Source organism: Xenorhabdus thailandensis (genome assembly GCF_037996785.1).
GTDB lineage: Bacteria > Pseudomonadota > Gammaproteobacteria > Enterobacterales > Enterobacteriaceae > Xenorhabdus > Xenorhabdus griffiniae.
In genome coordinates this window covers 872,902-886,006 of sequence record NZ_JBBMXF010000007.1, presented here as the reverse complement: position 1 = coordinate 886,006, position 13,105 = coordinate 872,902, and the positions used below count along the sequence as shown (strand labels likewise).

The 13,105-nt window shown below is 46.8% G+C and carries 13 protein-coding genes and 1 pseudogene; 9 read left to right on the top strand and 5 right to left on the bottom strand.

The window, feature by feature from the left end:
- Positions 1 to 33: 33 nt before the first annotated feature.
- From rng to mreB, 5 genes are all read right to left on the bottom strand, one after another.
- Positions 34 to 1,503: a ribonuclease G gene (gene rng, locus AAC853_RS06600; protein ID WP_340614016.1), complete on the bottom strand. Its 1,470-nt coding sequence runs from the start codon at positions 1,501 to 1,503 to the stop codon at positions 34 to 36.
- Positions 1,500 to 2,087 carry a Maf family protein gene (locus AAC853_RS06595; protein WP_340614015.1) on the bottom strand — a complete coding sequence of 196 codons (588 nt, stop codon included), beginning with the start codon at positions 2,085 to 2,087 and terminating at the stop codon, positions 1,500 to 1,502. The genes rng and AAC853_RS06595 overlap by 4 nt, the downstream gene beginning before the upstream one ends.
- Positions 2,088 to 2,165: 78 nt before the next feature.
- Entirely contained in the window at positions 2,166 to 2,654 is a 489-nt protein-coding gene (mreD, locus tag AAC853_RS06590) for a rod shape-determining protein MreD (protein ID WP_338884215.1), read from the bottom strand.
- Positions 2,651 to 3,652, bottom strand: coding sequence for a rod shape-determining protein MreC (gene mreC, locus AAC853_RS06585; RefSeq protein WP_338884214.1), 1,002 nt, complete (start codon positions 3,650 to 3,652; stop codon positions 2,651 to 2,653). The genes mreD and mreC overlap by 4 nt, the downstream gene beginning before the upstream one ends.
- Before the next feature lie 108 nt (positions 3,653 to 3,760).
- A complete protein-coding gene (gene mreB, locus AAC853_RS06580) occupies positions 3,761 to 4,804 on the bottom strand; it encodes a rod shape-determining protein MreB (protein WP_099142737.1) in 1,044 nt (347 codons plus the stop codon).
- A gap of 461 nt (positions 4,805 to 5,265) precedes the next feature.
- Between mreB and acuI the strand changes: the two genes are divergently transcribed.
- The 9 genes and pseudogenes from acuI to fis all read left to right on the top strand — a co-directional run bounded on the left by acuI (position 5,266) and on the right by fis (position 12,963).
- Positions 5,266 to 6,240, top strand: coding sequence for an acrylyl-CoA reductase (NADPH) (gene acuI, locus AAC853_RS06575; RefSeq protein ID WP_340614014.1), 975 nt, complete (start codon positions 5,266 to 5,268; stop codon positions 6,238 to 6,240).
- Positions 6,241 to 6,395: 155 nt separating this feature from the next.
- Entirely contained in the window at positions 6,396 to 6,848 is a 453-nt protein-coding gene (gene aroQ, locus AAC853_RS06570; protein ID WP_189759126.1) for a type II 3-dehydroquinate dehydratase, read from the top strand.
- Positions 6,849 to 6,875: 27 nt separating this feature from the next.
- Complete coding sequence (accB, locus tag AAC853_RS06565; RefSeq protein ID WP_338884212.1) at positions 6,876 to 7,331, top strand: acetyl-CoA carboxylase biotin carboxyl carrier protein; 456 nt, start codon at positions 6,876 to 6,878, stop codon at positions 7,329 to 7,331.
- 13 nt (positions 7,332 to 7,344) lie between these two features.
- Positions 7,345 to 8,694, top strand: a complete 1,350-nt coding sequence (accC, locus tag AAC853_RS06560) for an acetyl-CoA carboxylase biotin carboxylase subunit (RefSeq protein ID WP_338884211.1) — start codon at positions 7,345 to 7,347, stop codon at positions 8,692 to 8,694.
- A gap of 112 nt (positions 8,695 to 8,806) precedes the next feature.
- Positions 8,807 to 9,049, top strand: a complete 243-nt coding sequence (locus AAC853_RS06555; RefSeq protein WP_074024973.1) for a YhdT family protein — start codon at positions 8,807 to 8,809, stop codon at positions 9,047 to 9,049.
- The gene (gene panF / locus AAC853_RS06550) at positions 9,039 to 10,484 is read left to right on the top strand and encodes a sodium/pantothenate symporter (protein WP_340614013.1); all 1,446 of its coding nucleotides are present in this window, start codon (positions 9,039 to 9,041) and stop codon (positions 10,482 to 10,484) included. The genes AAC853_RS06555 and panF overlap by 11 nt, the downstream gene beginning before the upstream one ends.
- Before the next feature lie 26 nt (positions 10,485 to 10,510).
- A pseudogene (gene prmA, locus AAC853_RS06540) lies at positions 10,511 to 11,391 on the top strand (50S ribosomal protein L11 methyltransferase).
- 284 nt (positions 11,392 to 11,675) lie between these two features.
- Entirely contained in the window at positions 11,676 to 12,659 is a 984-nt protein-coding gene (gene dusB / locus AAC853_RS06535; RefSeq protein ID WP_189759140.1) for a tRNA dihydrouridine synthase DusB, read from the top strand.
- 7 nt (positions 12,660 to 12,666) lie between these two features.
- On the top strand, positions 12,667 to 12,963 hold the full coding sequence (gene fis / locus AAC853_RS06530; protein WP_010847912.1) for a DNA-binding transcriptional regulator Fis: 297 nt from the start codon (positions 12,667 to 12,669) through the stop codon (positions 12,961 to 12,963).
- Positions 12,964 to 13,105 lie beyond the last annotated feature (142 nt).

The window sequence follows — 13,105 nt, the reverse complement described above, 5'->3', positions numbered from 1 at the left end:
ACAGACTCGCTCTTACATAATGAACGGATCGTGTTACATCATGATAACGTCGAATTGCTCCTGGCTGTAACGCTGTTCTGTCTGCACTTTGACCTGCTTACCCACAAAAATTTCCACCTCGGCCAATGCGTGAGACTCATCCCCTTTTAAGGCTTCACTGACGGCTGGCGAGGCATAAACCAGAAAACGATCCGCATCAATTGCACGATTGACGCGTACAATTTCACGCAAGATTTCATAACAGACAGTTTCGACGGATTTTACCGTGCCACGTCCCTGACACGTTGGGCAATTATCACATAAGATATGTTCGATACTTTCCCGCGTACGCTTGCGTGTCATCTCGACCAAACCCAATTGTGAAAAACCATTGATGGTGGTTTTTACCCTATCTTTACTTAATGCCTGTTCCAGGGAAGCTAATACACGGCGACGATGTTCTTCATTACCCATGTCAATAAAATCAATGATAATGATACCGCCCAAATTACGGAGCCTTAATTGCCGGGCGATTGCCTGTGTTGCTTCAATATTAGTATTAAAGATAGTCTCATCTAAGTTGCGATGCCCAACAAAAGCACCCGTATTAATATCAATTGTCGTCATGGCTTCTGTCTGATCAATGATCAGATACCCGCCTGACTTTAATTCCACCTTACGTTCCAGCGCCCGTTGAATTTCATTTTCCACGTCGTACAGATCAAATATCGGCTGGTTTCCCTGATAATGTTCCAGTTTAGCGTTCATTTCAGGGATATATTCATCAATAAATTCCTGCAATTGGATAAATGTTTGGCGGGAATCAACCCGAATACGATCGAGGGAAGCACCAACAAAATCACGTAAGACACGCTGTGCCAGAGCTAATTCACCATAGACCTTGTTTTTAGTGATATTGCGTTTCTTACGTTCAATCACTTTACTCCACAGGCGCTTCAAAAATGCGGCATCCTGCCCCAGTTCTTCTTTTCCCACACCTTCAGCAGCCGTGCGAATAATAAAACCCCCATGCTCATCACAATACTCCATCACGATGCTTTTTAGGCGCTCACGCTCTGCTTCGCTCTCTATGCGCTGTGAAACACCAACATGCGATGCACCTGGCATAAACACCAAGTAACGTGATGGTAAGGTGATATCCGTTGTTAAACGGGCACCTTTTGTTCCCAGAGGATCTTTCACTACCTGAACAAGTAAATCCTGCCCTTGACGCACCAATTCAGCAATGTCCCTGACATGGAAGTTTTTCCGCTCTTCTCCGGCAATACACTCAGTATGGGGCACAATATCCGAAGCATGCAAAAAAGCCGCTTTCTCCAGCCCAATATCGACAAAAGCCGCCTGCATACCCGGTAAAACCCGGCTCACACGCCCTTTGTAAATGTTTCCGACAATGCCCCTTTTGGCTTCCCGCTCAATATGAATTTCTTGTAAGATACCGCCATCAATATAAGCAACCCGCGTTTCGGATGGTGTTACATTGACTAATAACTCTGCTGTCATGAATAGTCCTTCCCATCAGCTAACGCTAAAAATCGTGTGATTAATTCATTCGTTTCCACCAGTGGCAAGCCGACAACAGCGTGGTAACTGCCGTTAATTTTTCTGACAAAACAACCGCCTTTACCTTGGATCCCATAAGCGCCGGCTTTATCCATCGGCTCCCCAGTAGCAATATATTCCTGTATTTCCGATTGGGACAACTGGCGGAATATCACATCTGTAATGACTATCTCACTCAAGGTGTGTTGATTGTTCGATAAAGCAACAGCCGTCATTACTTGGTGGCACTGACCAGACAAGGCGTTAAGCATTTGCGCAGCGTGTTGCTGATTTTGTGGTTTTTCCAAGATGCAGTTATTCAATAAAACAATGGTATCCGCTCCCAGAACGGGGTGATCGTGAGGTGCAATGGCTACGCCAGCCTGTGCTTTCTCTCTGGCTAATCGAGTAACATATTGCTGTGGAGACTCCCCTTCATGCCATTTTTCTTCGACCTGAGGTGTCAGGATTTCAAAGTTAAAATCCAATAATTCCACCAATTCACGCCGTCTTGGGGAGCCAGAAGCTAAGTAAATGGTTTTCATTGCGAATAATCCTTAGGAGTCTATCCCATCAGCTATTTTTTGTTATATGCCTTTGCCTTTTAAATACAGGAACCCACTTTAACGAACTGAAAATTGACGACGGATTTTCCGCATTAATAAGAATAGCCAAGGCCAGAGAATACCATTGACCACCCCATTCCAGAACACTTCTGGATGAAAGAGGGTCTTTAGTAATAGGGTATGGACCAGGAAAACACAGAGGTTCATCAATGTCGAAAGCCCGACCACAACCAGGGCTTGCTGCCAAAGCGCCATATTGCGGATAAGCTGGAATTTGAATGCGACCAGGAAACTGATAATGCTAAATGCCAAAGCATGTGCTCCCAAGATACTTCCGTGCAACAGATCAGTAATAATCCCCAAGACAAAGCCAGTACCAACGCTGACACGATGGGGAAGCGCAAGCAACCAATAAACTAAGCACAGCATCAATAAGGCAGGCCGGAACATAAAAAACTGCTCCGGCCACGGCATAATCTGTAGCACTATCGCAATCAGGAAAGACAACCAAATGATCCAAAGTCCTTGGCTATAGTATTGGCTCATTGATGATTTCCTGTCGCTGATAATGTCGGTTTTTCCGCTGACGTTTCTGTTGATTCTGGTGCCAGCAACTGCGATGTCTCATTTGGTGGGTTTGGCAACACCTGTGGTAACACCTGCATCAAACGCTCATTGGCAGCGCGGTATACTTCCGAAGGGGGTAATGGTTCAGAGGGATCATTATCCCCCCCCCATAATAGGAGTAAATAGCGCAAGCGCCGCAATTCAGCCAATGGACGGGCACGAATTACCGAATGAGCCCGCTGGTTATCAATTTTGACAGAAGAAACGACAGCCACAGGATAACCTTCAGGAAAACGCCCTCCCAGCCCCGATGTCACCAATACATCACCGACACGGATGTCTGTATCACTGGGTAAAGGTTCTAGCAGGAGATCATCCGTACACCCTGCTCCACCAGCAATAACACGAATGTCATTACGCAGTACCTGCACAGGAATTGCGTGGGAGGGATCGCAAATCAACAATATCCGGCTGCTCAACTGACTTACGGCAGTCACTTGACCCACGACACCGCGATCACTGATAACCGGCTGCCCTTCATACACACCATCCTTCGCCCCCTTATCAATGACCATTTGATCTCGATATGGATCCATCCCGCCAGAAATCACCTGTGATACCATCATGTGCTCATCATGACGCAACGGCGACCCTAACAATTCACGTAAACGAGAATTTTCTTGTTTCAGTTGCCCCAACAGTAACAATTTACTGTCTTGCAACCGCAGTTCATTACGCAGGGTTCTATTTTCCAGCTCCAGATGATTACGGCTAGTGAGAGATTCTGAAATACCGTCCAAAAACTGACGCGGTCCATTGGCAAGAAAGTAAAAAGGACTGACAGCCGTATCCATGTAGCTACGGACTTTATTGAAAACACCAAGGCGACTGTCTACCACCATCAAAATGATGGCAACAATGATAGCAAAAAAGAGTCGTAGTTGCAGAGAAGACCCTCTGCTAAAAATCGGCTTCATAAATGGCGTATTGTCGGGCTGTATTGTCTCATAAATGATAAAACTCTGGAACAATCGGCAAGGAGGTTCCAATAAAACATATCCACCTCCCAGCTCACAGAGTTACTTTCAGTCTTCGCTGAACAGATCGCCACCATGCATGTCGATCATCTCCAGTGCCTTGCCACCACCACGGGCAACACAGGTCAGGGGATCTTCAGCAACAATGACAGGAATGCCTGTTTCTTCCATCAGTAACCGATCAAGATTACGCAGCAACGCACCACCGCCAGTCAGCACCATGCCTCGTTCAGAAATATCAGAGGCCAATTCTGGTGGGCACTGTTCCAGAGCAACCATAACAGCGCTCACAATACCTGTTAATGGTTCTTGCAAGGCTTCTAGAATTTCATTGGAATTCAGGGTAAAACTGCGAGGCACACCTTCCGCAAGGTTACGGCCACGCACTTCGATTTCTCGTACTTCATCCGTTGGATAAGCAGACCCAATTCCGTGTTTAATGCGCTCTGCCGTTGCTTCCCCAATCAGGGAGCCATAATTACGACGAACGTAGTTGATGATAGCTTCATCAAAACGGTCACCACCAATACGCACAGAAGAAGAATAAACCACCCCATTAAGGGAAATAACAGCAACCTCAGTGGTTCCCCCACCGATATCAACAACCATTGAACCCGTTGCCTCGGAAACTGGCAAACCAGCACCAATAGCAGCTGCCATAGGTTCTTCAATTAAAAATACTTCTCGTGCTCCTGCACTTTGGGCGGATTCACGGATAGCGCGACGCTCAACTTGAGTCGCACCGACAGGCACACAGACCAACACGCGCGGACTTGGGCGCATGAAACTGTTATTGTGAACCTGCTTGATAAAATGCTGTAGCATCTTTTCGGTAACATAGAAATCAGCAATAACCCCATCCTTCATGGGACGGATAGCAGCAATATTACCCGGAGTACGTCCCAGCATCTGTTTTGCTTCCAGCCCCACCGCTGCAACACTTTTTGGTGAACCGGCTCTGTCCTGACGAATAGCCACGACAGAGGGTTGATCCAATACTATTCCTTGGCCTTTGACATAAATAAGGGTATTGGCAGTACCCAAGTCAATGGACAAATCGTTGGAAAACATGCCACGAAATTTCTTTAACATAACGAAAGGATAATCCTGCAAGCTGGGGACGGAGATTGTCCGTCTACTCTATCAACCACATGAAGCAGCGACAAGGCGCATAATTAACTACTTTTACTACTTCAATAAAAGTGGCCACGTTATTCACATCAGAAATACGATATTCTACGTTACTTTTCTCTAACGGAGCAGAAAAAAACTACATAAAAATGGGTTAATTCAGCTAATACACCAAAAAACAACATGACAAAGAAAGTCCCAAGGCGAAATAGTTCATTAATTATAAAAACAATAGATGAATTTAGTGAGATATCACAACATTGTTGTCTGCCCATTTCAGTACATCAGGTTTTATCTATATTGTAGTAACGTAAAGTTGTAATGGTACAAATTGCCGTGATGCAAAATGATAGTAATACCGAACCGTAGTCATGCTAAAAAAGTAATAACGTTAGATAGATACCTATCAAGAGAGGATGATCATGAAAGCCTTATTACTGGAACAACACGAAATATTATCAGCATCCATTCAAGATATTGATGTGTCTCAACTGCCATCGGGTAATGTGGTCGTTGATATCCATTGGTCAACACTCAATTACAAAGATGCCCTTGCCATCACCGGCAAGGGAAAGATTATCCGCCAATTTCCGATGGTGCCAGGGATTGATTTTTCTGGTGTTGTCCATCATTCCGAAGATCCCCGTTTTCACGTTGGACAGCATGTTTTGCTAACTGGCTGGGGTGTGGGAGAAACACATTGGGGCGGGCTGGCAGAACAAGCAAGGGTATCTGGTGAATGGCTGACCCCCTTGCCGCCCGAATTAAGTACCCGACAAGCGATGATCATCGGCACGGCAGGTTTTACTGCCATGTTATGTGTCATGGCGTTGGAACAAGGAGGCGTCACACCGGAAAGCGGAGAAATCGCCGTGACAGGAGCCAGTGGTGGGGTTGGCAGTACGGCAATCACCTTACTATCACAACTGGGCTATTCCGTCACTGCAATTAGCAGCAAACCCGACAGCCAAGATTACCTGATCTCGCTGGGGGCGAAAACGGTTTTACCCGCCAGTGATTTCAACCAGCCATCACGCCCATTAGAAAAACAACGTTGGGCTGGTGTGATAGATACCGTTGGTGGCACGATATTGGCTACCCTGCTAGCACAAGTGCGTTACAACGGTACAGTAGCCGCTTGTGGCATGGCAAGTGACAGTCAACTCCCCACGAGCGTAATGCCGTTTATTCTACGTAATGTTCGTTTACAGGGTGTAGAATCTGTCACTGTCCCTGCGGTGAAACGCCCTGCCGTTTGGCAACGTTTGCAAGCGCTATTGCCAGATCCCTTTTATCAGCAAGCAGCGAATGAAATTACATTAGAACAGGTGATCGAACACGCCAATAAGTTGATAAACAATCAAATTACGGGCAGAACAGTGGTGAAAGTGCGCTGATAAGACCAGTATTTAGCTGCCAAATGCCACGATATATTTATAATGTCTGGCTTTATCGCCAAATTTACAATTCTAAATATCAGAAAGAGATGACAAACCGTTGACATCGAGTTATCTTGGTCGATTGTTGACAGATTGCCGGAGATACCCGCACAATGGCAGACAAGTTTCGCATTTTACTCTTGAATGGCCCTAACCTGAACCTGTTGGGAACACGAGAGCCAGAGACCTACGGCAAGTTAACGCTGGATGACATCGTTAACAGACTGTCAAAAGAAGCTCAACAATCGGGGGCTGAATTATCCCATCTGCAATCCAACGCAGAATCTGAACTGATTGAAAGAATTCATTCTGCGCGGGGCAATACGGATTTTATTTTAATCAACCCTGCGGCATACACGCATACCAGCGTGGCATTGCGCGACGCACTTCTGGCGGTAGATATCCCATTTATTGAGATTCACCTTTCCAATGTGCATGCCCGCGAGCCATTCCGCCACCACTCATATCTTTCCGATATTGCAGTCGGTGTTATCTGTGGATTGGGGGCGGATGGTTACAGTTTCGCATTACAGGCAGCGGTCAACCGCTTGTCAACATCCAACTAATTGACTTAAAAGTACGGAACCACACTCATGGATATTCGTAAGATAAAAAAACTGATCGAGCTGGTTGAAGAATCTGGCATTTCTGAACTGGAAATTTCTGAAGGTGAAGAGTCAGTACGCATCAGCCGGGCAACGACAGCCACGGCAATACCTGTGACCCAGCAATATATTTCTGCACCTGCTCAGCAGCCAGTGCAGGCCGCTGTACCCGCAGCGCCAGTCGCCGCTGACAAACCCGCTGAAATCAATGGTCACACCGTTCGCTCGCCGATGGTTGGTACGTTCTATCGTTCACCAAGCCCAGATGCGAAACCTTTCATTGAGGTCGGCCAGCACGTTAATCAGGGCGAAACCCTGTGCATCGTTGAAGCGATGAAAATGATGAATCAGATCGAAGCTGACAAAACTGGCGTAGTAAAAGCAATTCTGGTCCAAGACGGTCAACCTGTTGAATTCGACGAGCCATTGGTCGTCATCGAATAACGAGGCGCACCCCATGCTTGAAAAAATTGTCATTGCTAACCGCGGTGAAATTGCACTGCGTATCCTGAGAGCCTGTAAGGAACTTGGGATCAAAACCGTGGCTGTACACTCTGCGGCAGACCGTGATCTGAAGCACGTCCTGCTGGCGGATGAAACCGTCTGCATTGGCCCGGCTGCCTCAGCTAAAAGTTATCTAAATATTCCTGCCATTATCTCTGCGGCGGAAATCACTTGCGCACAGGCAATCCACCCGGGTTATGGCTTCCTGTCTGAAAATGCTGACTTTGCCGAGCAGGTCGAGCGTTCTGGCTTTATTTTCATTGGCCCGAAAGCGGACACTATCCGTTTGATGGGGGATAAAGTTTCCGCTATCAATGCAATGAAAAAAGCAGGTGTCCCTTGCGTTCCTGGCTCTGATGGCCCATTGGGTGACGATACCGAGAAAAACAAGACCATTGCAAACCGCATTGGCTACCCGGTGATCATCAAAGCATCGGGCGGCGGCGGCGGCCGTGGTATGCGCGTCGTACGCAGCGATAAAGATCTGGCACAATCCATCGCTATGACTCGCGCAGAAGCCAAAGCCGCTTTCAACAACGACATGGTATACATGGAGAAATTCCTTGAAAACCCACGTCACGTTGAAATCCAGGTCTTAGCTGATGGTCAGGGCAATGCACTCTATCTGGCTGAACGTGACTGCTCCATGCAGCGCCGCCACCAGAAAGTGGTGGAAGAAGCGCCAGCACCAGGTATCTCACCAGAACTGCGCCGCAGTATCGGTGAACGTTGTGCCAATGCTTGTATCGAAATCGGCTATCGCGGAGCAGGTACATTTGAGTTCCTGTACGAAAACGGCGAATTCTACTTTATTGAGATGAATACCCGTATTCAAGTTGAACATCCCGTGACTGAAATGATCACTGGCGTTGACTTGATCAAGGAACAGTTGCGTATCGCTTCTGGTATGCCACTGTCCATCAAACAGGAAGATGTCGAAATCAAAGGTCATGCGATTGAATGCCGTATCAATGCCGAAGATCCGAAAACCTTCCTGCCAAGTCCGGGCAAGATCACCCATTTCCACTCACCCGGTGGGTTTGGTGTGCGTTGGGAATCCCACATCTATGCGGGATATACCGTACCGCCTTACTATGATTCCATGATTGGTAAGCTCATCACTTACGGCGAAACCCGTGAAGTGGCCATTGCGCGTATGAAGAACGCACTGGCCGAGTTGATCATTGATGGCATTAAAACCAATATCGATCTGCAACTGGCAATCATGAATGACGAAAACTTCCAGAAAGGTGGAACCAATATCCACTATCTGGAGAAGAAATTAGGCTTACATGATAAGTAAGGTTTCTTTGACGCTTATTTAGCGTTTGTTGCTTTGAATAAAATCCCATCTTTTATCGGTGGGATTTTTTATATTCCCCCCTATTGTTTCATGTAAATTACCCGGAGAACGAATGGACGGACGATTTGTTCAATCCAATAAAGAAGCACGCTGGGCGATATTCCTGACATTGGCCTATCTTGTTGGTTGGCTGCTGTGTGCTTATTTACCCAGTGATGCCATCGGCTTAACTGGGCTGCCTCGCTGGTTTGAACTGGCTTGCCTGCTGCTACCTGCCTTATTTATCATCCTTTGCTATTTGATGGTGAAGTTTATATTCAAGGACATTCCACTGGAGGATAGTGATGCAAAGTGAAGTCATTCTGCCTCTCGTGGGATATCTGGCATTAGTGTTCATGCTCTCAATCTATGCTTATCGCCGCCGACAAACAGGCGAATTCCTCAGTGAGTATTTTCTCGGCAACCGCTCAATGGGGGGTTTTGTACTGGCAATGACCATTACCGCAACCTATATCAGTGCCAGTTCCTTTATTGGTGGCCCTGGTGCCGCTTATAAGTATGGTATCGGTTGGGTGTTATTATCATTGATCCAATTGCCGGCGATATGGCTCTCACTTAGTGTATTGGGAAAAAAATTTGCGATCCTCGCCCGCCGTTATAATGCGGTCACCCTCAACGATATGCTATATGCACGCTACCAAAGCCGCTTTCTGGTCTGGTTTGCCAGTATAAGCCTGCTGGTGGCCTTTATCGGTGCTATGACAGTGCAATTCATTGGCGGTGCTCGTTTACTGGAAACCGCCGCCGGTATCCCTTACGACACAGGGTTATTGATTTTTGGCGTTTCCATCGCCCTCTATACGGCTTTTGGCGGTTTTAGAGCCAGCGTCCTTAATGATGCCTTACAAGGGCTGGTAATGCTGCTGGGAACGGCGTTATTACTGGCAGGCATTATCTATAAAGCTGGTGGATTATCAGCAGCAGTGACGACACTGCGCACTATTGACCCTAATCTGGTTTCTCCTTATGGCGTCGATAATATCCTCACAGGGCCATTTATGGCGTCTTTCTGGGTACTGGTTTGCTTTGGTGTTGTTGGGCTGCCACACACCGCAGTGCGCTGTATCTCTTATAAAGACAGTAAAGCCGTTCACCGTGGTATTGTGCTTGGCACACTCGTAATGGCATTCCTGATGTTCGGTATGCACCTTGCTGGTGCCCTTGGCCGAGCCATCATTCCTGATCTGACGATCCCCGATCAAGTGATCCCAACGTTAATGATCACGGTACTGCCTCCTGTGGCTGCCGGTATTTTTCTGGCTGCACCAATGGCGGCGATTATGTCCACCATTAACGCCCAATTACTGCAATCTTCGGCCACTATCGTCAAAGATCTCTATTTAAACCTGTTTCCACACCAGATCAGCCAGGAGAAAAAACTGTCACGCATCTCCAGTTATTCCACCCTATTTTTAGGGGCATTACTGCTACTGGCAGCCTGGCGCCCACCTGAGATGATTATCTGGCTGAACTTGCTGGCATTTGGTGGACTGCAAGCCGTTTTCCTCTGGCCACTGGTGTTGGGCCTGTATTGGGAAAAAGCCAATGCACATGGGAGCGATCAGCTCAATGCTGACAGGGGCAGCAAGCTATACTTTGCTGCAACTTTCAATATCCAGCTACTTGGTTTCCACCCTATCGTGCCATCGCTATTGCTGAGTTTACTGGCATTTTGGCTAGGAAATAAATTTGGTGCGGCTTGCTCTAAACGGTTACATTTCACACAATAACGTGATCCACAAAACGAGAATTTTTTATGCCTTGGATACAATTAAGATTAAACACCACGGGACAACAAGCGGAAGCATTAGGCGATGAGCTGATGGAAAGTGGCGCAGTATCCGTCACCTTTCAGGACAGCCACGATACCCCTATTTTTGAGCCTCTGCCGGGCGAAACCCGTTTATGGGGAGATACCGATGTTATCGGCCTGTATGACGCTGAAATGGATATGAAAGCGGTTGTCAGCCAATTGGACAACTTCCACAACTGGGTAAAGGTTTTATCCACAAAATTGAACAACTGGAAGATAAAGATTGGGAACGAGAGTGGATGGATAACTTCCACCCTATGCGCTTCGGGAAGCGTCTGTGGATCTGCCCTAGCTGGCGCGAAGTGCCTGAACCAGAGGCCGTCAATGTCATGCTTGACCCTGGTCTGGCCTTCGGCACGGGTACTCATCCAACCACCTCCCTTTGCCTACAATGGCTGGATGGCCTTGACCTGGCAGGTAAAACCGTGATCGACTTTGGTTGCGGCTCAGGTATATTGGCTATCGCAGCGCTGAAACTGGGCGCAAAACACGCCATCGGTATTGATATCGACCCACAAGCCATTCAAGCCAGCCGAGATAACGCCGAACGCAATGGGGTATCTGACCAATTAACCCTCTACCTGTCCAAAGATCAACCTAAAGACCTTGAATGCGATATCGTGATTGCCAATATTCTGGCAGGTCCTCTGCGTGAACTTGCTCCTGTCATTGGCTCCCTGCCTAAATCTGGTGGATTATTAGGCTTATCCGGTGTTCTGGCCAGTCAGGCTGACGGAGTAGCTCAGGCCTATGACAATGAATTCATTATTGATCCAATAGCTGAACAAGAAGAATGGTGTCGTATCACGGGGATTAAAAAATAATCAACTGATACCTATTGAAAAGCGTGATTATCCACTAAAATGATCCCCCAGGAGGTCAATTAGTGGTAATCCGCTCTGTTTATGATTAGAAATATAAGTAATAACAAATTTCAGCAATAAAATGTAACTATTTGTTATTTAACAGTAATCAACCAATTTTAAAAAAATCAACTGGAAAAAATCCGTTATAAATGTCAATTCGCTCAAAGTTTGGCCTTTCATATCTTGTGAAAAATGCGTAATATACGCGCCCTTAGTCACAGTTGACCACTCTTTCTTCGTCTATGCGTATCGGACAATACCAGTTGAAAAACTGTCTTATTGCGGCTCCTATGGCAGGCATAACAGATCGCCCGTTTCGATCTCTTTGCTACCAGATGGGAGCAGGAATGACAGTCTCAGAAATGCTTTCTTCCAATCCCCAGGTTTGGAAGACGGATAAATCACGGCTGCGTATGGTTCATAGCGACGAACCCGGAGTGCGTTCTGTACAAATAGCCGGTAGTGATCCCGATGAAATGGCGGCGGCAGCGAAAATTAACGTCGCTAATGGTGCCCAGATCATCGATATCAATATGGGGTGCCCAGCTAAGAAGGTGAATCGTAAGCTGGCAGGCTCTGCATTACTACGCTATCCAGAACTGGTTGAAAAAATCCTTTCTGCGGTAGTCAATGCAGTTGATGTGCCTGTCACTTTGAAGATCCGCACAGGTTGGTCACCGGAAGAACGTAACTGTGTAGAAATTGCCCAATTGGCCGAACGTTGTGGTATTCAGGCTCTTACGATACATGGCAGGACGCGATCTTGCCTGTTTAATGGTGAAGCCGAGTACGACAATATTCGGACAGTTAAGCAGACTGTTGCCATTCCAATTATTGCCAATGGCGACATTACTGACCCGCTAAAAGCCAGAGCAGTGCTTGAATACACTGGGGCTGATGCCCTGATGATAGGCCGTGCTGCTCAGGGAAGACCCTGGATCTTTCGGGAAATCCAGCATTATCTGGAAACAGGAGAATTGCTGCCACCGATGCCCCTTGGCGAAGTGCAGCGTTTAATGAGCGAGCATGTACGAGAACTGCATGACTTTTACGGTCAAGGCAAAGGAGTTCGTATTGCACGCAAGCATGTATCTTGGTATCTCAAGGAACATGCCCCTGATGACCAGTTTCGGCGCACATTCAACGCCATAGAGGATGCCAGCGAACAGCTGGAGGTGTTGAAGGCATACTTCGAAAATTTTTGCGTAAATAAAGAAAAGAGCTGACAGAACTATGTTCGAACAACGCGTAAATTCTGATGTACTAACCGTTGCTACTGTAAATTCACAAGATCAGGTAACTCAAAAACCTCTGCGTGATTCGGTTAAACAAGCACTGAAGAACTATTTTGCTCAACTGAACGGTCAAGACGTTAATGACCTGTATGAGCTGGTACTGGCTGAAGTAGAACAGCCACTGTTGGACATGGTGATGCAATACACCCGTGGCAACCAGACTCGCGCAGCACTGATGATGGGAATCAACCGTGGCACTCTGCGTAAGAAACTGAAAAAATATGGCATGAACTGATCCTAGTCAGTCAACATGTTGTTGAAGAAGCACTTTCTCTTTTGAGAAAGTGCTTTTTTTGTTTCTGAGTACCCCACATAAAAGTCCTCAGCATAAAAAATTCATTGGAAAACATAGGGACAAGCAAGAAGTGAAATTTGCG

Bases quoted from the DNA above. Each gene is read 5' to 3' on its own strand.
- accC (WP_338884211.1), top strand. From the start codon at position 7,345: ATGCTTGAAAAAATTGTCATTGCTAACCGCGGTGAAATTGCACTGCGT.
- accB (WP_338884212.1), top strand. From the start codon at position 6,876: ATGGATATTCGTAAGATAAAAAAACTGATCGAGCTGGTTGAAGAATCT.
- acuI (WP_340614014.1), top strand. From the start codon at position 5,266: ATGAAAGCCTTATTACTGGAACAACACGAAATATTATCAGCATCCATT.
- rng (WP_340614016.1), bottom strand. From the start codon at position 1,503: ATGACAGCAGAGTTATTAGTCAATGTAACACCATCCGAAACGCGGGTT.
- mreD (WP_338884215.1), bottom strand. From the start codon at position 2,654: ATGAGCCAATACTATAGCCAAGGACTTTGGATCATTTGGTTGTCTTTC.
- AAC853_RS06555 (WP_074024973.1), top strand. From the start codon at position 8,807: ATGGACGGACGATTTGTTCAATCCAATAAAGAAGCACGCTGGGCGATA.
- mreB (WP_099142737.1), bottom strand. From the start codon at position 4,804: ATGTTAAAGAAATTTCGTGGCATGTTTTCCAACGATTTGTCCATTGAC.
- dusB (WP_189759140.1), top strand. From the start codon at position 11,676: ATGCGTATCGGACAATACCAGTTGAAAAACTGTCTTATTGCGGCTCCT.
- mreC (WP_338884214.1), bottom strand. From the start codon at position 3,652: ATGAAGCCGATTTTTAGCAGAGGGTCTTCTCTGCAACTACGACTCTTT.
- fis (WP_010847912.1), top strand. From the start codon at position 12,667: ATGTTCGAACAACGCGTAAATTCTGATGTACTAACCGTTGCTACTGTA.
- aroQ (WP_189759126.1), top strand. From the start codon at position 6,396: ATGGCAGACAAGTTTCGCATTTTACTCTTGAATGGCCCTAACCTGAAC.
- panF (WP_340614013.1), top strand. From the start codon at position 9,039: ATGCAAAGTGAAGTCATTCTGCCTCTCGTGGGATATCTGGCATTAGTG.
- AAC853_RS06595 (WP_340614015.1), bottom strand. From the start codon at position 2,087: ATGAAAACCATTTACTTAGCTTCTGGCTCCCCAAGACGGCGTGAATTG.